This window comes from Rhizomicrobium sp., assembly GCF_056722145.1.
Genome location: NZ_JBWZET010000317.1, coordinates 1 through 21,369, shown reverse-complemented (window position 1 = coordinate 21,369; position 21,369 = coordinate 1). Strand labels below are relative to the sequence as shown.

Here is a 21,369-nt window from a genome sequence, read left to right as displayed (position 1 = left end):
CCTGCCGCCACGGGGAACCCGTCCCGCGGCACAGATTACGCCACGCGTAAAGCGCTCCAGCACGCAGCCGGTTCCAGGCACCACGCTTCACGACCGCTTGCCGGCTTGGCTTTCATTCTGGCATCAAAAACGTCTTTCCGTTAAGCAGGCGACATGTTGAGCGATCTTCGCAAAGCCTTTGCCGTCCGCCTTGGAACGGCACGAAACCTCCGGTTCCTCGCCTTGCATTCCTGGAAATGGCAGCAACGCCTGACGTTTCTGGCAGGCGGACTGCTGGTCGGACTGATTGCCGTTGGGCTCGCAATTGGATCGGATGCGGCGCAAGCGCTGTTTCGCGCCCAAATTGCACGCTGGCCGTATCTGCCGCTGCTGCTGACCCCGGCCGGGTTTGCGCTCGCCCTTTTTCTCACGATCCGGTTTTTTCCCAATTGCCAGGGCTCCGGCATTCCCCAAGCGATAGCGGCCCGGGCGTCGGACAACGTCGAACACCGCTCGTCTCTGGTGGGCTTGCGCGCCGCGATCGGCAAAATCGTGCTCACCCTGTTCGGGCTGTTGGTTGGCGCCTCGACAGGCCGCGAGGGTCCAACGGTTCAAGTCGGGGCATCTGCGATGTTCCTTGCCGGGCGCGTGTCGCCCCGCCGACAGTCAGGGCTCATTCTGGCCGGCTCGGCCGCCGGCGTCGCAGCCGCGTTCAACACCCCGCTTGCCGGTATCGTCTTCGCCATCGAGGAGATGAGCCGCAGCTTCGAGATGCGCACCAGCGGTCTTATCATCGGCACCGTCATACTCGCCGGCCTCACCGCCCAGGCGCTTCTTGGCAATTACACCTATTTTGGCACCACCGACGCCGCCCTGCCCATCGGCACGGCCTGGATCGCGGTGCCCTTATGCGCCGTCGCCGGCGGCCTTGCCGGCGGTCTGTTCAGCTGGATTCTGGTTTCGAGCATCGGCTTTATGCCGCTTCGCTGGCGCACCTGGATCGGCGCCCATCCAGTTGCATTCGCGGCCCTCTGCGGCTTGGGTTTGGCGGCATGCGGGCTCGCCAGCGGCGGAACGATCTATGGCACGGGCTACGAACAGGCGCGCATGGTGCTCCACCAGAATGGACCACTTTCACTCTTCTATGCGCCGCTGAAATTCGTCGCCACCGCGCTGTCCTCGCTGAGCGGAATTCCCGGAGGCATTTTCTCGCCTTCGCTGTCGATCGGCGCCGGCATCGGATCCGACATTGCCCACTTCTTCCATCATGCGGCGCCGGGACCGATCGTACTCTTGGGCATGGTTGCCTATTTCACCGGCGTCGTGCGCGCACCGATCACCGGCTTTGTCATCGTTTCGGAGATGACCGGCGACCGCAGCATCCTCGTTGCGCTGATGGCCACCGCGCTTTTGGCCAATGCCGTGGCGGGACTGATCAACCGGGACGGCGTGTACCATCTGCTGGCGACCCGTTTCCTGCCCGATCGCCAGACGAAACCGTGATCGGCGGAGCGGTGCCCCAGAAGCTCAGGAACCCGCCGGCCGTTGACGAGTTGTTGGTCACGGGTGACGGGCGGTTCTTGACTGGTTCCGCATCATAGACATTGCGTGACGATTCCGCCCGGTGCCGCATCATGCCTGCCACATCCTCGCTCGCGACTGCGCTCTATTGGATAGCGGCCGGCATTCTGGCCGCGCTGTTCTTCTGGCAGTTCTCCGCAGTCTTACTGCTCGTCTTCGCGTCGGTCCTGATCGCCATCATGCTCCTGGCGATCGCACGCTTGATCCGTAAACTCACCAAGATCGGCGCCGGCGCGGCTCTGGCGCTGTCCTGTCTCGTCATCCTCGTCGTTGCGGCAGGCTTTTTCCTCCTCCTCGGCACACAGATCGCCTCCGAAAGTGAACGCCTGAAAGAAGAGCTTCCGACGCTTCTGTCGGCGATCGGCAATCAGTTCGGAATTCAGCATCTCGACCGGCGCGTGGTCGAGTGGGCGCAAGGCCTGGCGAACCACGACGGCATGATGGGCCGGATCACGGCGACAACATCGTTCCTTGTCGGCGGGCTGGCCGAGGCGTTGCTGGTCGTCGTCGCCGGCGTCTATCTCGCCGCCAATCCGTCGACCTATCGTGACGGCCTGATACACTTAGTGCCACCGAAGTGGCGGCAGCAAGCAACCCATTTCCTGGACACATCGGCCCGAGCCTTGACGCTTTGGCTCGCCGGACAGTTGGCATCAATGGCGGCCATTGGAGTCCTGTTCGCGGTGGGTCTTGTCGCACTCGGCATCCCATCCGCGCTGACCCTCGGCTTTATCGCAGGAGTTGCCGAGTTCATCCCTTACGCCGGGCCCGTTCTCGGCGGTATTCCCGCGCTGCTGATTGCAGTTTCCCTCGGTCGAAACGAAGTACTTTGGGTTTTCGGGCTCTATCTCGCCATACAGACGGTCGAAGGTAATGTGATCACGCCCCTGGTACAGCGCCGCGCCGTCGATCTGCCGCCGGCTCTCACGCTCTTCGCCATCGTGGCAATCGGTGGCGTGTTCGGCTTCCTCGGTCTTTTGCTCGCGACGCCGCTCACGGTCATCGCCGTCATTGCGGTGAAGCAATTTTATTTGAGGGACACACTCAAGCAAAAGACCTCAATTCCTGGCGAAATCTCCGCCAGCCAGTAGACGGCTCCCATCGCTAGAACACCATGCTGGCGATTTCGACTTTGGGGCTGGCTACGGCCGTGCGCACATTGTCGTGGCTTGACGACATCGTTGCGGTGAAGCCACCGCACACGCCTACAAAGCGCCGCCGTTCATAGCGCTTCGGCCCGGCGGGCGACATCGGCGGCGCGCGGTTCGATCCAACGCGGTCCGTCGGGGCCGGTCTCGCGCTTCCACAACGGCGCATCAGTCTTGAGGTAATCCATCAGGAGGCGCACGGCCTCGAAGGCATTTTCGCGGTGCTCCGACAGGGCCACGACCTGCACGATCGGCTCGCCCGGGACGAGACACCCGACGCGGTGGATCACCTTGATATCCGGACAGGCACAGCGCGCGGCGATGGCGGCGGCGATGCGGGCAATCTGCTGCTCGGTGAAGCCGGGATAGTGGTCGAGAAACAGCGTTTCGACGCCCTGCCCGCCGGTGCGCTCGCGACAGATGCCGGTGAAGCTCACGATGGCGCCGATGTCCTTGCGGCCGGCGGCAAACGCCGCTTCCTCAGCGTGCGGATCAAATGGCGCGGCGGCAAGACGGATCTCCATCTCAGCCCCCGCTCATCGGCGGCAGAAACGCGATCTCGTCGCCGGCGGCGATGGCGCACGCCATATCGCGCGCGATTTCATGATTGCGCACGATCTGCGTGCAGGTTGCCGCAATCGCTTCGCCCAACGCCGGATCGCGCTGCGCGATCCACGCTTTCAAATCCGCCAGCGTGGCGACCGAGGCCGGCAGATCGGCGGCGATATCATCGCGCGCCAGACCACGGAACTTGCCCAGGAACACCAGCTTGACCATGCTCACCCGCCCGTTACCGACATATGCCGTTGCACCGCGGGCGCTGCGCCCCGCACCGGCAACGCGAAACTGTGCGCCCTCGGCTTGGCGGCGAGCGCGGCGTCGATGGCGGCGTTCAGCGCGACATCGCCCTCGCTGCGACGCAGCGGCGCCCGCAAATCGACCGACGCCGCATGACCGACACACATATATAGGGTGCCGGTGCAGGTCACGCGTACGCGCCGACAGCTATCGCAGAAATTATGGCTGAGCGGCGTGATGAAGCCGAGCTTGCCGCCGGTTTCGCCCACCCGCACATAGCGCGCCGGCCCGCCGGTCCGATCGGCAATGTCGGTCAGCGTCCAATAGGATTCAAGCTCGTGGCGGACCTGTTGCAGCGAGACGAACTGGTCGGTGCGGTCTTCGTCGATTTCGCCCAGCGGCATGGTTTCGATCAGGGTGATGTCGATGGCGCGCGCATGCGCCCAAGCGATCAGATCGGGAATTTCGCCGACGTTGTCGTGCTTCAGCGCCACCGTGTTGATCTTGACCTGCAAGCCCGCCGCCTTGGCCGCGGCGATGCCTTCCATGACTTCGTACAGCTGATCGGCGCGGGCGATGCGGGCGAAGGTGGCACGGTCCAGACTGTCGAGCGAGACGTTGATGCGACGCACGCCCGCCGCGGCCAAACTCTCGGCGGCCTCCTTCAGCAGCACGCCGTTGGTGGTCAGGGTCAGTTCGTCGAGCGCACCGGATTTGAGGTGCCGCGACAGGCTGCGAACGAGATCGAGGATGCCCTTGCGCACCAGCGGCTCACCACCGGTCAAGCGCAAACGCTTGACGCCGCGGCGAATGAAAACCAAACAGAGGCGGTCGAGTTCCTCGAGCGTCAGCAATTCCTTCCGCGGCAGGAACTGCATCGCCTCGCGCATGCAATAGGTGCAGCGCAGATTGCAGCGATCGGTGACCGAGACGCGAAGGTAATCCACCAGCCGGCCGAAGCCGTCGATCAAGGGCACCACGTTCAGGAGTTCCAACGACATGACCGCGACCCTAACCCATCCCGCGAACCGTTAACAGGCACTCGTCATTCCTCTTTTTTGCAGGGCGCGGCGCAACGAGCGAAAGCACGACATCGGCGATCTCCGCCACGGCTTCGAGCGGCAGGAACCGGTGCCCGCCGGCCAGGGCGGGATCGTCGGTTGCCACCGCCACCACCGTCTCATCGCCATCGGCCATCAAGGGGCCGCAGGCATCGCTGCGGCGGACCTCGATCTTGCGATGCGGGCCGAATTTGAACCCCTCGACCAGCACCAGATCGCACGGCGCCAGATGCGCGACGAGTTCGGCCAACGAGGGTTCCGGCGCTTCCCGGCTTTCATGAATCAGGGCCCAGCGCTGCGCCGACGCGACAATGACCTCGTGCGCCCCCGCGATGCGATGGCGGTAGCTGTCCTTACCCGGATGATCGATGTCGAAATCGTGATGGGCGTGCTTGACCGTGGAAACGCGAACGCCCCGCGCGGTCAGTTCGGACACCAGTCTTTCGACCAGCGTGGTCTTGCCCGAATTCTTCCAGCCGACAATGCCGACCACCTTAGCGAAGCGTGCGTCCATCGTCCTGCCACCAGTGCTCGAACACCTTGAGGTCTTCCGGGGTGTTGATGTTGAAAAAAGCGTCGCCGTTCGGTCCGTCGCGGCAATCGGAAAAGTCCGGCAGCGCACAGCACAGGATGCCGCCGACCGCCCGCAAACGGCGCATGCCGCTGGCATACGCTTCCTCGAGCCGGTCGAGACACGCGGTGCGCACCATCGCAAAGGTGTGATGCACCTGGCCATCGTGCCGCGCCATGACGCAATCGGTGCCGCCGGCCATCGCCGCGCCAAGGCGCGCAACCGTATCGGACGGAAAATGCGGCGTATCGCAGGCGAACGTCGCCATCGCCGTGAAGCCGTGCGCCCTCGCCCAATGCAGTCCCGCCAGCCAGCCGCCGAGCGGGCCTTCGCCGGGCACGCGATCCGGCACGACGGTCAGACCGGTTGCGGCGGCATCGTCGGCGGCATTCAAAACCAAGGCATCGACCTGCGCGACGGCGCGGGCGGCGACATGTGCGAGGATGGATTTGCCGCCCAGATCGGCCAATGCCTTGTTGCTGCCGAAACGCTTCGACGCCCCCGCGGCGAGGATCACGCCCAGCGTTGTGCCGCGCTCCGCCATCGGCTCACCGGCTCCGCCGCACGCGGACGATTTGATAGCCCTGGCGGCCGATATACCAGATCGGCGCACTCAACAGGTGGACGAAGCGGGTGAAGGGAAACACCAAAAAGATGCCGAGGCCGAGCACGATGTGCAGTTTGAAGATGATCGACACGTCGGCAATGTAATCGGCGGCGCCGGCGCGGAAGGTCACGATGTGCTGGGCCCAGTTCATCAGCTTCACCATTTCGGCTCCGTCGAGATGATGGGCGGAAACCGCGACGGTGCAAAGCCCCAACAGCAGCTGGGCGAGCAGCAGAAACAACACCGCAATGTCGCTGAACGACGAGGTCTTGCGGATACGGGAATCGAACACGCGCCGGTGCAACAACAATAGCAGGCCGATGAGGCAGAACACGCCCGCAATGCCGCCGACGCTCATCGCCATCAGCTGCTTGAAGGTATGCGAGATGCCGAGCGTTTCCCACACCACCACCGGCGTCAGCAAGCCGACGAAATGGCCCCCGAGGATGGTAAGGATGCCGAGGTGAAACAGGTTGGAACCCCACAGCAGTTCGCGGCGGCGCAACAACTGGCTCGACTGGCTGCGCCAGGTGTATTGGCCGCGCTCAAAGCGATAAAGGCTGCCGACCACGAACACGGTCAGGCACAGATAGGGATAAAGGCCGAAGAAAAACGTGTTGATGCTGGTCATCACACCCTCGCTGCCGGACGTGCCGCGGGGCATCCGGTTTCGTCAAAGCCGCCAGGGCCAAATTGCACTTCGGTTTCCTGCCAGACGCGGTCCAGCGCCGCCAGATCGGACGGATCGTCGAGGCTGGCGCGGCGCATCGCCTCAAGCTCTTCCGCTTGTGGTTCGCGCTGACCCAATTCCTCGAGCGCGGCAAAGATCGGCGCATACACGCTGCCGCGTTCGCTGAGCCGCTCCTGCATCGCGCGCAGCACATGGGCGGCCTCCCCGAGCAAGTGCCGGGCTTCCTCCTCAGGCCGCTGCGAAAGGTATTCGAGCAGCAGCGGCAGATAATCGGGCAGCTCGTTGCTGGCGATATCGAGCCCGGCAGCGCGATAGCGCTCGCGCAGGTCGACCATCGCCTGGCCACGATCGCGCGATTCACCGTAGACGTGTTCGAACAGATGCAGCGACAGCGAGCGCGAACGATCGAACAAATCGACATAGCGTTCCTGCGCCTCGATCAGATCGCGGCCGCTGAGATCAAGCGCCAAGCCGACCAGCGCGCGACGGGTTTCCGCCGACAAGCCATCCGATTGCAGCATGATGCCGGCGATTTCCGCTGCACCGCGCTGCAAGTCGTCGGTGGGGTAGCTTAAGAGCGCGCTGATAATTTTGTAGAGCGACACCATCTCAGCCCCCTTTCCGCGACGTCGTGAACACCGTCGCCGGGCCTTTCCTGGCGCCGCCCGAACAGCCGTCGCCGAAGGTGAAGCCGCACGAGCCGCGCAAATCGTAGGCATCTTCGGTCAGTTCGCGATGCGAGGTCGGAATGACGAAGCGGTCCTCGTAATTGGCGATCGCCATATAGCGGTACATCTCTTCGATCGCCTCCGGCGTCAGACCGACCCGCTCGGCCACGCCGGCGTCGGCCGCACCATCGACGGTCTTGCTGCGCATATAGGCCCGCATCGCCAGCATGCGTTCGAGCGCGTGGAGGACCGGCTCTTCCTTGCCGGCGGTGAGCAGGTTGGCAAGATACTTCACCGGAATGCGCAACGACCGCACGTCGGGAAGATCGTTCTCGATATCGATTTCGCCGCGTGCGGCGGCCGATTGGATCGGCGACAGCGGCGGCACGTACCATACCATCGGCAGCGTGCGGTATTCGGGATGCAGCGGAAACGCCACTTTCCATTCCATCGCCAGCTTCCACACCGGCGACTTCTTGGCGGATTCGATCCACGCCATAGGCACGCCATCGGCCTCTGCCTGCGCCTGCACTGCCGGATCATTGGGATCAAGGAAAACCGAGAGCTGGGACTCGTAAAGATCACCCTCGTCCGGCGCCGACGCGGCTTCCGCAATGCGATCGGCGTCGTAGAGCACCACGCCGAGATAGCGGATGCGCCCGACGCAGGTCTCCGAACACACCGTCGGCAGTCCGGCTTCCAGACGCGGATAGCACAGGGTGCACTTTTCCGATTTGCCCGATTGCCAGTTGTAATAGATTTTCTTGTAGGGACAGCCGGAAACGCACATGCGCCAGCCGCGGCACTTGTCCTGATCGATCAGAACGACGCCGTCTTCTTCGCGCTTGTAGATGGCGCCCGACGGGCACACCGCGGCGCAGGCCGGATTGAGGCAATGCTCGCACAGGCGCGGCAGGTACATCATAAAGGTGTTTTCGAATTCGCCCTGAATCGCCTTTTCGATGCCTTCGAAATTGGCATCCTTGGAGCGCTTGGCGAATTCGCCGCCGAGGATTTCCTCCCAATTGGGGCCGCCTTCGATTTTCTCCATGCGTTCGCCCGTGATCAGTGAGCGCGGCCGCGCCGTCGGCATCGATTTGGACGCCGGCGCCTGCTGCAGATGCTCGTAATCGAAGGTGAAGGGCTCGTAGTAGTCGTCGATCTGCGGCAGGTCGGGATTGGCGAAAATCTTCGACAACACCTTCAGCTTGCCGCCCATCTTGGGCTTGAGCTGTCCCTGCGCGTCGAGTTCCCAGCCGCCGTTCCACTTCTCCTGGTTTTCCCATTCCTTCGGAAAACCGACGCCGGGCTTGGATTCGACATTGTTGAACCAGGCGTATTCGACGCCTTCGCGCGACGTCCACACATTCTTGCAGGTCACGCTGCAGGTGTGGCAGCCGATGCACTTGTCGAGGTTCAGCACCATCGCGATTTGGGCACGTATCTTCATCACACGGCCTCCACCGCTGTTTCTTCCATCCAGTCGACCTTCGTCACTTTGCGCACGATGACGAACTCGTCGCGATTGGACCCGACGGTTCCGTAATAGTTGAAGCCGTAGCTCTGCTGGGCATAGCCGCCGATCATGTGGGTCGGCTTCAAGACCGTCCGGGTTACCGAATTGTGGATGCCGCCGCGCGTGCCCGTCACGTCCGATCCCGGCACATTCACGATCTTCTCCTGGGCGTGGTACATCATCACCATGCCCTCGGGCACGCGCTGCGAAACCACCGCGCGCGCCACCAATGCACCATTGGCGTTGTAGGCTTCGATCCAATCGTTATCGACGATATCGGCTTTCCTGGCATCAATCTCGCTCATCCACACGATCGGTCCGCCACGCGACAGGGTCAGCATCAACAGATTGTCGGTGTAAGTGGAGTGAATGCCCCACTTCTGATGCGGCGTAATGAAGTTGAGCACGACCTGCTTCTGCCCATTCTCCTTGACGTCGATGATCGGCTTGATGGTCTTGGTATCGATCGGTGGACGATAGACGACCAGCTGCTCGCCGAAGGCCGTCATCCAGGGGTGATCCTGGAACAGTTGCTGCCGCCCGGTGATCGTGCGCCAGGGGATCAGCTCATGCACGTTGGTATAGCCGGCGTTGTAACAGACCTTCTCGGATTCGATGCCCGACCAGGTCGGCGATGAGATGATCTTCCGCGGCTGGGCCTGGATATCGCGATAGCGGATCTTCTCGTCTTCCTTGGCTTCGGCGAGATGGGTGTGATCGCGCCCCGTGATATCGCCCAACGCCCCCCAGGCGCGGACCGCCACTTCGCCATTGGTTTCCGGTGCCAGCGACAGGATCACCTCGGTGGCATCGATGTCGGTTTCGATGCGCGGCAGTCCCTTGGCGGGGCCTTGCGCAACGGTGCCGTTCAGCTTGCCGATGAGATCGACCTCATGCTCGGTCTTCCAGGCAATGCCTTTGCCGCCGTTGCCGATCGCGGTCAGCAACGGACCGAGCGCCGTGAACCGTGCGTAGACATTGGGATAATCGCGCTCGACCACGGCGATGCTCGCCATCGTCTTGCCGGGCAAGGGCGCGCCGTCGCCGCGGCCCCAATCCTTGACACCCATCGCCTGTCCCAATTCACCCGGCGTGTCATGCTGCAGCGGCACCAGCACGACGTCTTTCTCTTTGCCGAGCACTTCCGGCGCAACGGCCGAGAATGTCTTGGCGAGACCCTTGTAGATTTCCCAATCGCTGCGGCTTTCCCACACCGGATCGACCGCGGCCGACAGCGGATGAATGAAGGGATGCATGTCGGAGGTGTTGAGGTCGTTCTTCTCGTACCAGCTCGCGGTCGGCAGCACGATGTCGGAGTAGACACACGTCGTCGACATGCGGAAATCAAGCGTCACGACGAGATCGAGCTTTCCTTCCGGCGCATCGTCGTGCCAGACGACCTCTTCGGGCTTCTGCTCGCCGGTTTCGCCAAGATCCTTGCCTTGCACGCCATGCGTGGTGCCGAGCAGGTGCTTGAGGAAATACTCATGCCCCTTGCCGCTCGAGCCGAGGATGTTGGAGCGCCAGACGAACAGGTTGCGCGGCCAGTTGGCCGGATTGTCGGGATCGAGACACGACAGCTTCAAGTCGCCGGAGGCGAGCCCATCACGGACATAATCCTTTGCATCCTTGCCCGCCGCCTCCGCCGCGCGCGCCACCTCGAGCGGATTGGTCTCGAGTTGCGGCGCCGACGGCAGCCAGCCCATGCGCTCGGCGCGGACATTGAAATCGATCAGGCTGCCGGACCATTCCTTTTTGCTGGCAAGCGGCGACAGGATTTCGTCGACCGCGAGCGTTTCATAACGCCACTGGTCGCTGTGCGCATACCAATACGAGGTCGCGTTCATATGGCGCGGCGGCCGGGCCCAATCGAGCGCAAATGCCAGCGGCGTCCAGCCGGTCTGCGGCCGGAGCTTTTCCTGGCCGACATAATGCGACCAGCCACCGCCTTCCTGGCCGACGCAACCGCACATCACCAGCATGTTGATGATACCGCGGTAGTTCATGTCCATGTGGTACCAATGATTGATACCGGCGCCGAGAATGACCATCGATTTTCCGTCGGTCTTTTCGGCATTTTTGGCGAAGGCGCGCGCGGTGGCGATCACTTGGCTGCGCGGCACGCCTGTGATTTTCTCCTGCCAGGCCGGCGTATACGGCACATCGTCATCGAACGAGCTGGCGACATTGCCGCCGCCGAGGCCGCGATCGACGCCATAGTTCGCACACAGAAGGTCGAACACGGTGGTGACATAGGCTTCGCCATCGGCAAGCCTCAGCTTCTTCACCGGCACATGGCGCGGCAACACTTCGTCGTGGCCGGTGCCGGTGAAATAGTCGTGATGACGACCGCCGAAATACGGAAACGCGACCGGCAGAACGTCGTCGCGCGAGTCGAGGGCCGACAGCGTCAGCGGCGTTTCCGCGCCACCCGCCTTCTGTTCCAGGTTCCACTTGCCTTTTTCGCCCCAGCGAAAGCCGATCGAGCCGTTGGGCACGACCACCGCGCCGCTTCGATCGAAGGCGACGGTCTTCCAATCGGGATTGTTGCTCTCGCCGAGACCGCCGTCGAAATCGCTGGCGCGCAACAGCCGCTCGGGCACGAAGCGGCCGTCCTTTTGGACGATCCGCACCAGGAAAGGCATGTCGCTGTAGCGGCGGCAGTAGTCGGTGAAATACGGCACCTGGCGGTCGATGTGGAATTCCTTGAGGATGACGTGGCCGAACGCCATCGCCAGCGCACTGTCGGTGCCCTGCTTGGGATGCAGCCATAGATCGCCGAATTTCGCCGCTTCCGAATAGTCGGGCGAGATCACGACGCTCTTGGCCCCGCGATAGCGCGCCTCGGTATAGAAGTGGGCATCGGGCGTGCGGGTCTGCGGCACATTCGAGCCCCACAGCAGCAGGAAGCCGGCATTATACCAATCGGCGCTCTCGGGCACGTCGGTCTGCTCGCCCCAGGTCTGCGGCGACGACGGCGGCAAGTCGCAATACCAGTCGTAGAAGGAAAGGCACACGCCCCCCAGGAGGGAGAGGTAGCGTGTGCCGGCCGCATACGACACCATCGACATCGCCGGAATGGGCGAAAAACCGGCGATGCGGTCGGGGCCGTATTTCTTGATCGTGTAGGCGTTGGCGGCGGCGATGATCTCGTTCGCCTCGTCCCATTTGACGCGAATGAACCCGCCAAGACCGCGGCGCGACGTATAGGCTTTGCGCTTATCGGCGGTCTCGACAATGGAGGCCCAGGCAGCGACGGGGGCCTTGGTCTTGCGCGCCTCCCGCCACAGCCGCACCAGCGGCCCGCGGATCATCGGATGCTTGAGACGGTTGGCGCTGTAGAGATACCAGGAGTACGACGCACCGCGGGCGCAGCCGCGCGGCTCGTGATTGGGCAGGCCGGGCCGCGTGCGCGGATAATCGGTCTGCTGGGTTTCCCAGGTGACGATGCCGCCCTTGACGTAGATCTTCCACGAGCACGAGCCGGTGCAATTCACGCCATGGGTCGAGCGCACGATCTTGTCGTGGCTCCAGCGCTGGCGATAGGCGTTTTCCCAGGAGCGGTCCTCCTTGGTGGTCACGCCGTGGCCATCGGAGAAGGTGCCGTCGTACTTCTTGAAGAATGTCAGGCGATCGAGCAAATGGCTCATGGTTGCGGCCCCACTTCCACAGCGTTGGTGCTGCTGCGTCTGGCTGTGTCTTCAACGTCGAACAGAAGCCCGCCGGGCCGCGCATAAACCCACCAGGTGACGACGAGACACGAGAGATAGAACACCAGGAAGGCGTACAGCGCCGCTTCCGCGCCGCCCGTCGCCGCGATCGAATAGCCGAAACTCTTCGGGATGAAGAAAGCGCCGAATGCTGCGATGGCGGAGGTAAAGCCGGTGATCGCAGCGCTTTCTTTTTCCGCCTGCTTGATCTGGCGATCCGCCGGCAACTGCGGTTCCAGCCGGACGATTTCCTTGCGCATGATCGCCGGGATCATCTGGAAGGTGGAGGCATTGCCGACGCCCGAGGCGAAGAACAGCAGCATGAAGCTGGCGAAGAATCCGTCGAAGTTCTTGCTGCCGAGGAAGTAGACCACGCCGATCGTGCCCAGCATCATCAACACGAACACCGCAAGCGTGACCTTGGCGCCGCCGTACTTGTCGGCGAGCCAGCCGGTCAGCGAGCGCGAAAGTGCGCCGACCAGCGGTCCCAGAAAGGCGAGCTGCAGCACGTTGACGCTCGGAAACTGGGTGTGGGTGAGCAGCGGAAAGGCCGCGGAATAGCCGATGAAGGAGCCGAACGTGCCGGTATAAAGCCAGCACATGATCCAGTTGTGCGGGCGCTTGAAGATCACCGCCTGATCGGCGAACGAAGCCTTGGCGGTCGACAGATCGTTCATGCCGAACCATGAGGCCAGAGCACTGACGACAATGAACGGAACCCAGACGTAGCCGGCATTCTGCAGAAACAGCTTGCCGCCGGTGGCGTGCGGCGCGCCGCCCAGCGCTCCAAACAGGCTGACGGTGATGACGAGCGGCACGGCGAATTGCACGACGCTGACGCCGAGATTGCCGAGCCCGGCATTGAGCGCAAGCGCGTTGCCCTTTTTCCGTTTCGGGTAGAAGAACGAGATGTTCGCCATCGACGAGGCGAAATTGCCGCCGCCGAAGCCGCACAACAAGGCGAGCACCAGCATGATCCAATAGGGCGTCGCCGGACTTTGCACCGCCAGCCCGATGCCGACCGCCGGGATCAAGAGCGAGGCGGTCGTCAACGTCGTCCACAACCGGCCGCCGAACACCGGCACCATGAAACTGTAGACGATGCGCAGCGCCGCGCCCGATACGCCGGGCAATGCCGCCAGCCAGAACAACTGGTCGGTGCTGTAGGCGAAACCGACCGACGGCAGCTTGGCGACCACTACCGACCACACCATCCAGACGGCAAACGACAGCAGCAACGCCGGAATGGACAGCCACAAATTGCGGTTCGCTACCGCCTTGCCGCTGGCGTTCCAGAACGCCGCGTCGTCGGGCCGCCAATCGTCAATCAGTTTCGGCGCCATGGTCACGGCCTCCTTGAGCAAGTGTTTCGGGAATGGCTTTTTGGCGGCAGGATGGGTCGCGCCCCTGCGGCCCGGGGCGCGCGAAACGCCCGTGCGGGGGCCGCCAGAGGGACCGGACCGGAGACGTTGGACTTCATGCCGCACAGCTCCTGTTTTATCACAAGGCTATGCTTGATAGATATCAAGTCCGAATAGAAGTATGTATTATACCTGTTGTCGCAGGGGAGACCATGACGAACGACGTCTTCAAGGGCATTGACGCCATTCCGGCTTTCGCCGGCCTGCCGCTCGCATTGCGGCGGCGCCTCGCCGAAATCGCCGGTTTCCAGCGCATCGGGCAAGGCTCGATCCTGTTTCGCGAGGGCGACACGGCCCACTACGTATATGCGCTTGTCGAGGGTCGCGTGGCGCTGAACAGCGGCAACGGCGACGATTCGACCATCGCCGATTTCATGGGGCCGGGCGAAATCGTCCTCATCCCGCCGGCCCTGCTCGAGCTGCCCTACATGGTCACCGGCCGCGCCACGACCGACGTGCTGGCGCTGCTGATCGCCGCCAAGGACTATCGCCAGCTTCTCGGGCAGGAGGCGACGTTTGCAGCTTCGCAGGCCCGCCTGCTGGCGTCGCACTGGCGGCTCCTAATGCACCAACTGAAGCGCCTGAAAACCGAAGACGCGGATTCGCGCGTCGCCCGCTATTTCCTCGATCACGCGCCGCAAGCCAAAGGAACGACCCAGTTCACGCTGCCGGGCTCCAAACGCGATCTCGCCACGCTTCTGGGCATGACGCCGGAAACGCTGTCGCGCGCGCTTCGCAAGTTGCGGAACATCGGCGTGACCACCGACGGCGGCGTGGTGAAAATCCGCTCGTTCGACCGGCTCACCGCCTTCGCCAACCAGGAGGCGGCGCCGGCGCGGCGGGTATCGCCATGATCAGCTTCGAAGACGCCGCCCGGCAGGTTGCCGATCTGGCCACGCCGCTTGCGGCCGAAACCGTGCGCCTCGACGAGGCCGACGACCGGATTCTCGCCGCGCCGGTGGTTGCCAACCGCAATTCGCCGCCGTTCGCAGTCTCGGCGATGGATGGCTATGCCGTGCGCGAGGCGGATTTGACGACACTGCCGGTCACCTTGCCGGTCGGCGCAAAATCATTTGCCGGCGGCGGCGTGCCGGGCCCGATCGCCCCCGCGAGCTGCGTGCGCGTGTTCACCGGCGCCGCCATTCCGCCCGGAGCCGACCGCGTCATCATCCAGGAAGATGTGTTTGCCGAGGACGCGCGCGCCCGCTTCCACCAACCGCTCGGCAAGGCGCGCCACATTCGTGCGGCGGGCTCCGACTTTGCCGTCGGCGATGTGCTGGTTGCTGCCGGCGCGCCGCTCAATCCGCAGCGCCTGGTCGCCGTGGCCGCCGCCGATCGGGCGAGCGTCAGCGTCATCGGGCTGCCGCGCGTTTTCATCCTCGCCAATGGCGACGAGTTGAAACCTCCTGGGCTGGCGAGCACTGCGCCGCATCACATTCCCGATAGCCTCACCGTCGCACTCGCGGCCCTGGCCCGGCGCTGGCACGGCCGTGTCACCGGCACCCGGATCTGTGGCGACGATCTTGACCGGTTGCAGCAGGCCGCGTCGGAAGCCCTCGCGGATGCCGATGTCGTGGTGGTGACCGGCGGTGCCTCGGTGGGCGAAAAGGATTTCGCCAAGGCGATGTTTGGGGGCCACGATCTGCAGCTCGTCTTTTCCAAGGTCGCGATCCGTCCCGGCAAACCGGTGTGGCTGGGCAGGATCGGCACGACCTTCGTTGTCGGCCTGCCCGGCAATCCGACGTCGGCGCTTGTCACCGCACGCCTGTTCCTGGCGCCGCTCCTCACCGGCTTGGCGGGCCACGATACGGCGACGGCCTGGGCGTGGAGCACCCTGCCCTGCCTCACCCCGCTCGACGCCGGCGGCGATCGCCATACCTTCCTGCGCGCCAAGTCCGACGGCGCCGCGGTTGAGCCGCTGCGCGATCAGGATTCCGGCGCGCAAAAAGCCCTGGCGGCGAGCGACTACCTGATCTCCCGCCCACCCGGTGCCGGTCGAAACGAGGCGGGGTCTCCGGTCAGGGTGTTGCGCTTCTAGGCGGGCGGGGCGACAGATCGCCAGACGTCACCGCCGGCGCAGGGTTTCCGATGGCAGCTCGCCGAACGCCTGACGGTAGCGCGCCGAGAAACGTCCCATGTCGACGAAGCCCCAGCAGCGGGCGATGGCGGAGATCGGCAGGGCAGCGCCGCCGCTTGCCAGCTCATGGTGGACCGCCTCGAGCCGGATGTGCCGCAGATAAGCCAGCGGCGTGGTCGCGAGATGGGCGCGGAACGCCGTCTCAAGCGTGCGGACGGTAACGCGACATGCCACCGCGACATCGCGGATCGCGATCGGTTGGCCGATATTGGCGCGCATGTACTCGATCGCCAGCCGCACATGCCGCGGCAACGCCTTTTCGCGCGCCCGCGCCCCGGTGATGCCGTAGTCGATGTTGGCCTTCTCGAACACCAGCCGCAGCAGCGCTTCGTTCATCAGCACCGACGCCAAGCCAAGATCGGGCAGCGGGCCGGCCATGTCGTGGATCACGGCATCGAGCAGGCGGAAAAACACCGCCCTCCGCTTTTCGCCGAAATCGAGTACGGAATCGAAGTCGAGACACTTTTCCGGATTATCCTCGTAGAGCGAGGCGAACACGCCCTGCCAATCGGGCACATGCCAGTTCATCGTCGTGCGGGCATGTTCGCCGTCGGCACACAGCGCCTCGAAATCGCGCACCTCGGGACAATGCAGGATCAGAATCTGCCCCGGGGTTGCCATCACCTTGCGCCGGCGCACGGTGGTCTGGACACCACCCGACCGCGGCACGATCAAGCCGAACAAACTTTTGTCACAAATCGCCTGGGTGGTGAGATTGCCGTTCAGGCGGGCGCGCCACAGCGACCGGCCCTTGGCCATCATATGCTGGCCGGACCAGCGGAATGATTTGCGATCGGTCGGCGGCACCACCTTGGCACCCGGAAGGAACCGGCCATAAGCCTCCGCAAAATTGTCGAGGTCGCCGCCCTGCTCGTTGCGCTCCGGGATGGTCATGGCCGATCCCGACCGATGCCTGGCGCCGGAACGACCCCATGCGCCGATATGCCATTAGCGAGAAGTATAAGCAGTTTGCGAGAACCCACCCCCGCAGTCCTTCCAAATTCCCGGAATCTCAGTACGTATAACCGATATAATTCGAAACCCGGCTTTGGAATGCGATGATTTGCGCCAGTCTCGAAACGGATCAGTTTTTGTGCAGCACATGCCCCAATCGCATTGCGGGCAGAGTTGACGAATGTCCGGCGCGCTGGTTCCTCGAGCATTTCGGTGACAAATGGACGTTGCCGGTGTTGGGCGCCATGCATGTCGGGCCCTTGCGCTTCTCGCAATTCCGCAAGGCGCTGGCGCCGATTTCCGAGCGCATGCTGATCCTGTCGCTGAAAAAGCTCGAGAGCAACGGCCTCATCGTTCGCGAAGAAGCCGACACCCCGGCGCTTCAGAACACCTACCGGCTGACGTCGCTCGGGCGCTCGCTGCTCGAACACATCAAGGATCTGTTCGACTGGATGAACGCCAACGCCCCCGCCATCGTGGCGGCCTACATCGCCAATGCGGCGGACCCGGCGCTGGCCGAGTTCGATCGCATCGCCGAACTCGGCTGACCGCGCCTCAGGTTTCACGGTCTCGCCGGCTGGCATTACCGGCCTTTGCGGCCTCGACGCGCTCGACATTGTGCCGCGTCCAGAACAACAGACGGGCGAAGGGCGGCGCAACTGAACGACCCAGTTCAGTCAGTTCGTAGCGGGTCTGCGTCGGCATTCCGGTTGCCGTCCGTTTCACGAACCCGATCTGGATCAGCTTGCGCAAGGTCCGCCCCAGCATCCGCGGCGACACCGGCTGAAGCTCCTCGCGCAACTCGGAGAAGCGGCGCGGCGACACCCGCAGGGCGCTGAGCACGGGCAGCGCCCACCGGTCCTTCATCTGGCGGATCAGCCAATGCGTCGCACACGGCCCGAAAATCGCGGTGGACACATCGGGACGGATCGGGGGCGGGCTGGTGCAGTCCATGGTCATCACGGCAGGGTTACAGCAACGCACGTCGCGGTGGCGTCTCGCTGTCGAGGGTACGTCACCGGCTGCGCGCCATGCGGGGCTTTGGCGTCGCATCGCATGCGATGATGGCCGATTGTGAGGGCTCTTCGCCGTCCAGGCCGGGTTCGCGGAAAAACCAATGGATCGGCACATTCAAGGTCTGGGCAACTTCGTAGAGACGCGACGCCGCCAGCCTGGTCATGCCCTTCTCGTATTTGCGCAGCTGTTGATAAGTCACGCCCAGACGGTCGGCCAGCTCACCCGCTTCCATGCCTTGTGCCAGGCGCCATTTGCGCAATCGCAGTCCGATCTCGCGGTCGATCTCGTTCGCCTTTTTCGGCAATTGCGCCTTCATGGATTGGAATGTCCCCAATTCGTCCGCCGCCCGTTGCAATCGACAGATGGTCGCTTAGCCAGTGCGCGCCAACAGTACAGATGTTTTGGGGCCGACCGGAACAAACAAGCGTGATATCGATGCGACGCTGAATGTCGCGCACCCGTCGAATTCAGAGGTTGTACACGCCCAGCCTGCTGAACCAGTGATGGGGTGACATTGTTTTGTTGTAGACGAAACGAACCAGCCCTCGCTCGATAACCTGTTTGTTCGTGACAATCTGTCCTGTGCCCACGACGGGCAAACGCGTTTCGCAGCTATCACCGGTTTCTGCCGTGTAAGCCGCGGTTGAATTCCCACATTTACGGTACGCCGGCTTTAGCAAACCAAGCGCGCTCGGTCGCGCATCGGGGGAGGCCGTTATGGGTCGAGTTGGGGCAATGCCGGTCGAACTCACCGGTCCAGGTGACATCCGCGCGATCACCGCCATTCATCGGCGCTTGCTGGATGCTCTGACGCGCGCTGATGCCGTCGTCGTCGATCTTGCCACTGTCAGCGACCCCGATGTCACGCTGGTGCAGACGATCGAAGCCGCCCGCCGCCACGCTGCCGCCACCGGAAAATCCCTGTCGCTGCAGCAGCCCGCCGATGGCGACCTGGCCGACGTACTCGAACGCGGCGGTTTTCTGGTCCGGCCCGACGATCGCGGCTTCTGGCTTGGCCGGGAGAACGGCTGATGGCCGCGATCCTTTCGGTCGATGACTCCGCCTCGATCCGCCAGGCGGTCAAGATCACGCTCAGCGGTGCCGGTTTCGAGGTCAGCGGCGCCGGCGATGGCGTCGAAGGGCTGGCCAGCGCCACCCACACCCGCTTCGACCTTATTATAACGGACCTCAACATGCCCAACATGGATGGGCTCGTGATGATCCGCGAGCTGCGCAAGCTGCCGGCCTACGCCGGCGTGCCGATCCTTTTCCTCACCACCGAAAACACCGACGCCGCCAAGCGCGAGGCCAAGACCGCCGGCGCCACCGGCTGGATCACCAAGCCGTTCAACGCCGAGCAGCTCGTCCGCGTCGTTCAGAAGGTATTGGCGCGATGAGCACCACCGATCCCCAGAACGTTTTCCGCACCGAGTCCCAGGAACTGCTCGAAACCCTCGAACAGGGCCTGCTCGATCTCGAGAACCGCCCCGGCGACGGTGAACTCGTCGCCACCGTTTTTCGCGCCCTGCACACCCTGAAGGGCTCAGGCGCGATGTTCGGCTATCAGGCCCTGGCCGACTTTACCCATCATTGCGAGACCGCGTTCGATCGCGTCCGCAAAGGCGAGGTCGCAGCCACGCCCCGCCTGATCGGCGCGGTGCTGGCGGCCCTCGATCACATGCGCGCCCTGGCAGAACGCCCCGACGCGCGCGCCGAGGGCGGCGAAGCCCTGCTCGCCGGATTGCGCCAAGCCATGGACGTGGAGACAGCACCCCCCCCACGCGTGACCTCCTCCACGGCTTGGCGCATCAGCTTCGCGCTGCCCGTCGACTGCCTCGTCAACGGCACGCGGCCGCTGGCGCTGCTCGACGAGTTGCGCGCCCTCGGCGAGGCCGAGATCGTCGCGGTGACCGAGGCCATTCCCGAGTTGCCGGCGCTGATGCCGACCGAATGCCATCTCGCCTGGGACGTCCGTCTCCTCACCAGCCAGCCGCGCTCGGTGATCGAAGAGGTGTTCCTGTTCGTGATCGACGACATGGTGCTGAAGATCGAGGAGATCGCCGAGGCGGCGCCGGCCGCTGCGGTTAAGGTTAGTGCCGACGAGCCGGCCGAAAAGTTCGAATCCCGCATTCCGATGGCGGCGGAAACCGTGCGCGTGCCGGCGACAAGGCTCGACGAGCTGCTCGATCAGGTCGGCGAACTGATGATCGCCCAGTCGCGGCTGCAGCAGGTCTCGGCCGGCACCACCGACACCAATCTGCGTTCGGTCGCCGAGGAAATCGAGCGCCTTGCCTCGATGCTGCGCGATTCCATGATGGTCGTGCGCATGGTGCCGATCAGCCAGCTGTTCGGGCGTTTCCGCCGCCTGATCCACGATCTGGCACGCGAGACCGGCAAGGACATCGAATTCGTCACCGACGGCGAGACCACCGAACTCGACAAGACGGTGATCGAACGCCTCGCCGATCCCTTGATCCACCTGATCCGCAACTCCGCCGATCACGGGCTCGAAAGCCCTGCCGAACGCAAGGCCGCGGGCAAGCCGACGACCGGGCGCATCCAGCTTTCGGCGCGCCAGGCCGGCACCGAAGTCGTGATCACCGTCGGCGACGACGGCCGCGGCATCGATCGCGCCCGCGTCCGCGCCAAGGCCGAAGAAAACGGCCTGATCGCCCCCGGCGCGCCGCTCAGCGACCACGACGTCTATCAGCTGATCCTCAAGCCCGGATTTTCCACTGCGGCGAAGGTCTCAAACCTGTCCGGGCGCGGCGTCGGCATGGATGTGGTCAAGCGCACCATCGAATCCCTGCGCGGCACCATCGAGCTGTCGTCGATCCCCGGCGCCGGATCGATGATCGACCTGCGCATCCCGCTGACGCTCGCCATCATCGACGGGCTTCTGGTGCGCGTCGGACAAGGCCGCTACGTCATTCCGCTCGCCTCCGTAGAGGAATGCGTCGAACTGACCAGCGACCAGGATCAGCGCAGCCAGGGGCGTTCCTTCCTGACGCTGCGCGGCCAGTTGGTGCCGTTCATCCGGCTGCGCGAGCTTTTCGCCACCGCCACGCCGCCGGATCGCTACCAGAAGATCGTGGTGGTTTCGACCGGCAGCGAACGGGTCGGCCTCGTCGTCGACCAGATCCTGGGTGACCACCAGACCGTGATCAAGCCGCTGTCGCGCTTCCACGCCGGCATCGGCACCTTCTCGGGTGCCACCATTCTCGGCGACGGCGGTGTCGCGCTCATCCTCGACGTGCCCCATCTGGTGGCCGCCGGCCAGCAACCGGAGGACCGGCTGCGCGCAGCCGGCTGACGCCATGACCAAAGATAGCGAAATACTCTGGGACGACGACGGACAGATCAAGGTTCTGACCTTCGATCTTGGTGGCGAGACATTCGCGCTTGAGGCCAATCTGGTGTGCGAAATCCTCGATCGGCTGCCCGAAACCGCCGTGCCCGGCTCGGCCCCGATCGCGGGCAGCGTGATCAATTTCCGCGGCAGCGTCATTC

Annotated in this window: 21 protein-coding genes and 1 pseudogene; 9 read left to right on the top strand and 13 right to left on the bottom strand. The window is 63.9% G+C overall.

The genetic code is table 11. The features are described from left to right. Positions 1-153 precede the first annotated feature (153 nt). A complete protein-coding gene (locus AC1P6P_RS16800; RefSeq protein WP_481403596.1) occupies positions 154-1,482 on the top strand; it encodes a chloride channel protein in 1,329 nt (442 codons plus the stop codon). A 131-nt stretch (positions 1,483-1,613) separates the two neighbouring features. After that, a complete protein-coding gene (locus tag AC1P6P_RS16795; protein ID WP_481403595.1) occupies positions 1,614-2,651 on the top strand; it encodes an AI-2E family transporter in 1,038 nt (345 codons plus the stop codon). Positions 2,652-2,782: 131 nt separating this feature from the next. Here AC1P6P_RS16795 and AC1P6P_RS16790 read toward each other — a convergent pair whose 3' ends face one another. The 10 genes and pseudogenes from AC1P6P_RS16790 to AC1P6P_RS16745 all read right to left on the bottom strand — a co-directional run. Next, positions 2,783-3,232 (bottom strand): molybdenum cofactor biosynthesis protein MoaE, encoded by a 450-nt coding sequence (locus AC1P6P_RS16790; RefSeq protein WP_481403594.1) that lies wholly within the window; start codon positions 3,230-3,232, stop codon positions 2,783-2,785. 1 nt (position 3,233) lies between these two features. Then, positions 3,234-3,485, bottom strand: coding sequence for a MoaD/ThiS family protein (locus tag AC1P6P_RS16785; RefSeq protein WP_481403593.1), 252 nt, complete (start codon positions 3,483-3,485; stop codon positions 3,234-3,236). A 2-nt stretch (positions 3,486-3,487) separates the two neighbouring features. After that, entirely contained in the window at positions 3,488-4,507 is a 1,020-nt protein-coding gene (gene moaA / locus AC1P6P_RS16780) for a GTP 3',8-cyclase MoaA (RefSeq protein ID WP_481403592.1), read from the bottom strand. 10 nt (positions 4,508-4,517) lie between these two features. Further along, positions 4,518-5,081 (bottom strand): molybdopterin-guanine dinucleotide biosynthesis protein B, encoded by a 564-nt coding sequence (gene mobB / locus AC1P6P_RS16775; protein ID WP_481403591.1) that lies wholly within the window; start codon positions 5,079-5,081, stop codon positions 4,518-4,520. Then, positions 5,062-5,682 (bottom strand): molybdenum cofactor guanylyltransferase, encoded by a 621-nt coding sequence (gene mobA, locus AC1P6P_RS16770; protein WP_481403590.1) that lies wholly within the window; start codon positions 5,680-5,682, stop codon positions 5,062-5,064. Before mobA ends, mobB begins: the two co-directional genes overlap by 20 nt. A gap of 4 nt (positions 5,683-5,686) precedes the next feature. Then, positions 5,687-6,376: a respiratory nitrate reductase subunit gamma gene (narI, locus tag AC1P6P_RS16765; RefSeq protein ID WP_481403589.1), complete on the bottom strand. Its 690-nt coding sequence runs from the start codon at positions 6,374-6,376 to the stop codon at positions 5,687-5,689. After that, entirely contained in the window at positions 6,376-7,044 is a 669-nt protein-coding gene (narJ, locus tag AC1P6P_RS16760) for a nitrate reductase molybdenum cofactor assembly chaperone (RefSeq protein ID WP_481403588.1), read from the bottom strand. The genes narI and narJ overlap by 1 nt, the downstream gene beginning before the upstream one ends. A gap of 1 nt (position 7,045) precedes the next feature. Continuing rightward, entirely contained in the window at positions 7,046-8,554 is a 1,509-nt protein-coding gene (narH, locus tag AC1P6P_RS16755; protein WP_481403587.1) for a nitrate reductase subunit beta, read from the bottom strand. Then, a complete protein-coding gene (locus AC1P6P_RS16750; RefSeq protein WP_481403586.1) occupies positions 8,554-12,270 on the bottom strand; it encodes a nitrate reductase subunit alpha in 3,717 nt (1,238 codons plus the stop codon). Before AC1P6P_RS16750 ends, narH begins: the two co-directional genes overlap by 1 nt. Then, positions 12,267-13,661, bottom strand: a pseudogene (locus tag AC1P6P_RS16745) (NarK family nitrate/nitrite MFS transporter); the annotation flags it as partial. The pseudogene AC1P6P_RS16745 and the gene AC1P6P_RS16750, both read right to left, overlap by 4 nt. A gap of 242 nt (positions 13,662-13,903) precedes the next feature. On the opposite strand from AC1P6P_RS16745, the gene AC1P6P_RS16740 reads away from it, so the two are divergent. Both AC1P6P_RS16740 and AC1P6P_RS16735 read left to right on the top strand, forming a co-directional pair. Further along, positions 13,904-14,605 carry a Crp/Fnr family transcriptional regulator gene (locus tag AC1P6P_RS16740; protein WP_481403585.1) on the top strand — a complete coding sequence of 234 codons (702 nt, stop codon included), beginning with the start codon at positions 13,904-13,906 and terminating at the stop codon, positions 14,603-14,605. Beyond that, entirely contained in the window at positions 14,602-15,789 is a 1,188-nt protein-coding gene (locus AC1P6P_RS16735) for a molybdopterin molybdotransferase MoeA (RefSeq protein ID WP_481403584.1), read from the top strand. Before AC1P6P_RS16740 ends, AC1P6P_RS16735 begins: the two co-directional genes overlap by 4 nt. 27 nt (positions 15,790-15,816) lie before the next feature. Here AC1P6P_RS16735 and AC1P6P_RS16730 read toward each other — a convergent pair whose 3' ends face one another. Beyond that, a complete protein-coding gene (locus AC1P6P_RS16730; protein WP_481403583.1) occupies positions 15,817-16,782 on the bottom strand; it encodes a helix-turn-helix domain-containing protein in 966 nt (321 codons plus the stop codon). 197 nt (positions 16,783-16,979) lie between these two features. Here AC1P6P_RS16730 and AC1P6P_RS16725 point away from each other — a divergent pair, with 197 nt between their 5' ends. Next, entirely contained in the window at positions 16,980-17,390 is a 411-nt protein-coding gene (locus tag AC1P6P_RS16725) for a winged helix-turn-helix transcriptional regulator (RefSeq protein ID WP_481403582.1), read from the top strand. A 7-nt stretch (positions 17,391-17,397) separates the two neighbouring features. Here AC1P6P_RS16725 and AC1P6P_RS16720 read toward each other — a convergent pair whose 3' ends face one another. Beyond that, the gene (locus tag AC1P6P_RS16720; protein WP_481403581.1) at positions 17,398-17,796 is read right to left on the bottom strand and encodes a winged helix-turn-helix transcriptional regulator; all 399 of its coding nucleotides are present in this window, start codon (positions 17,794-17,796) and stop codon (positions 17,398-17,400) included. A gap of 61 nt (positions 17,797-17,857) precedes the next feature. Continuing rightward, positions 17,858-18,175, bottom strand: a complete 318-nt coding sequence (locus AC1P6P_RS16715) for a helix-turn-helix domain-containing protein (protein ID WP_481403580.1) — start codon at positions 18,173-18,175, stop codon at positions 17,858-17,860. Positions 18,176-18,594: 419 nt separating this feature from the next. Here AC1P6P_RS16715 and AC1P6P_RS16710 point away from each other — a divergent pair, with 419 nt between their 5' ends. The 4 genes from AC1P6P_RS16710 to AC1P6P_RS16695 all read left to right on the top strand — a co-directional run. Next, a complete protein-coding gene (locus AC1P6P_RS16710; protein ID WP_481403579.1) occupies positions 18,595-18,891 on the top strand; it encodes an STAS domain-containing protein in 297 nt (98 codons plus the stop codon). Further along, a complete protein-coding gene (locus AC1P6P_RS16705; protein WP_481403609.1) occupies positions 18,888-19,256 on the top strand; it encodes a response regulator in 369 nt (122 codons plus the stop codon). Before AC1P6P_RS16710 ends, AC1P6P_RS16705 begins: the two co-directional genes overlap by 4 nt. Continuing rightward, a complete protein-coding gene (locus AC1P6P_RS16700) occupies positions 19,253-21,172 on the top strand; it encodes a chemotaxis protein CheA (RefSeq protein ID WP_481403578.1) in 1,920 nt (639 codons plus the stop codon). The genes AC1P6P_RS16705 and AC1P6P_RS16700 overlap by 4 nt, the downstream gene beginning before the upstream one ends. A gap of 4 nt (positions 21,173-21,176) precedes the next feature. Further along, positions 21,177-21,369 (top strand): chemotaxis protein CheW (locus tag AC1P6P_RS16695; RefSeq protein WP_481403577.1); only part of this gene is annotated, 193 nt, incomplete at its 3' end.